A 1,633-nucleotide genomic window follows, 5' to 3' on the forward strand; every position below is an offset into this window, starting at 1 on the left:
AACTCATCATTAATTTGAGAGTTTGATCCTGGCTCAGGACGAACGCTGGCGGCGTGCCTAATACATGCAAGTCGAACGAACTCTGGTATTGATTGGTGCTTGCATCATGATTTACATTTGAGTGAGTGGCGAACTGGTGAGTAACACGTGGGAAACCTGCCCAGAAGCGGGGGATAACACCTGGAAACAGATGCTAATACCGCATAACAACTTGGACCGCATGGTCCGAGTTTGAAAGATGGCTTTGGCTATCACTTTTGGATGGTCCCGCGGCGTATTAGCTAGATGGTGGGGTAACGGCTCACCATGGCAATGATACGTAGCCGACCTGAGAGGGTAATCGGCCACATTGGGACTGAGACACGGCCCAAACTCCTACGGGAGGCAGCAGTAGGGAATCTTCCACAATGGACGAAAGTCTGATGGAGCAACGCCGCGTGAGTGAAGAAGGGTTTCGGCTCGTAAAACTCTGTTGTTAAAGAAGAACATATCTGAGAGTAACTGTTCAGGTATTGACGGTATTTAACCAGAAAGCCACGGCTAACTACGTGCCAGCAGCCGCGGTAATACGTAGGTGGCAAGCGTTGTCCGGATTTATTGGGCGTAAAGCGAGCGCAGGCGGTTTTTTAAGTCTGATGTGAAAGCCTTCGGCTCAACCGAAGAAGTGCATCGGAAACTGGGAAACTTGAGTGCAGAAGAGGACAGTGGAACTCCATGTGTAGCGGTGAAATGCGTAGATATATGGAAGAACACCAGTGGCGAAGGCGGCTGTCTGGTCTGTAACTGACGCTGAGGCTCGAAAGTATGGGTAGCAAACAGGATTAGATACCCTGGTAGTCCATACCGTAAACGATGAATGCTAAGTGTTGGAGGGTTTCCGCCCTTCAGTGCTGCAGCTAACGCATTAAGCATTCCGCCTGGGGAGTACGGCCGCAAGGCTGAAACTCAAAGGAATTGACGGGGGCCCGCACAAGCGGTGGAGCATGTGGTTTAATTCGAAGCTACGCGAAGAACCTTACCAGGTCTTGACATACTATGCAAATCTAAGAGATTAGACGTTCCCTTCGGGGACATGGATACAGGTGGTGCATGGTTGTCGTCAGCTCGTGTCGTGAGATGTTGGGTTAAGTCCCGCAACGAGCGCAACCCTTATTATCAGTTGCCAGCATTAAGTTGGGCACTCTGGTGAGACTGCCGGTGACAAACCGGAGGAAGGTGGGGATGACGTCAAATCATCATGCCCCTTATGACCTGGGCTACACACGTGCTACAATGGATGGTACAACGAGTTGCGAACTCGCGAGAGTAAGCTAATCTCTTAAAGCCATTCTCAGTTCGGATTGTAGGCTGCAACTCGCCTACATGAAGTCGGAATCGCTAGTAATCGCGGATCAGCATGCCGCGGTGAATACGTTCCCGGGCCTTGTACACACCGCCCGTCACACCATGAGAGTTTGTAACACCCAAAGTCGGTGGGGTAACCTTTTAGGAACCAGCCGCCTAAGGTGGGACAGATGATTAGGGTGAAGTCGTAACAAGGTAGCCGTAGGAGAACCTGCGGCTGGATCACCTCCTTTCTAAGGAATATTACGGAAACCTACACACGCGTCGAAACTTTGTTTAGTTTTGAGAG

1 rRNA gene is annotated in these 1,633 nt (G+C 50.6%); it reads left to right on the forward strand.

From position 1 onward, the window contains the following. The first annotated feature begins 10 nt into the window (after positions 1 to 10). Positions 11 to 1,577, forward strand: a 16S ribosomal RNA gene (locus KGF70_RS16810). The last annotated feature ends 56 nt before the right edge of the window (positions 1,578 to 1,633 follow it).

The organism is Lactiplantibacillus sp. 7.2.4, assembly GCF_018991185.1.
GTDB classification, from domain to species: Bacteria; Bacillota; Bacilli; order Lactobacillales; family Lactobacillaceae; genus Lactiplantibacillus; species Lactiplantibacillus pentosus.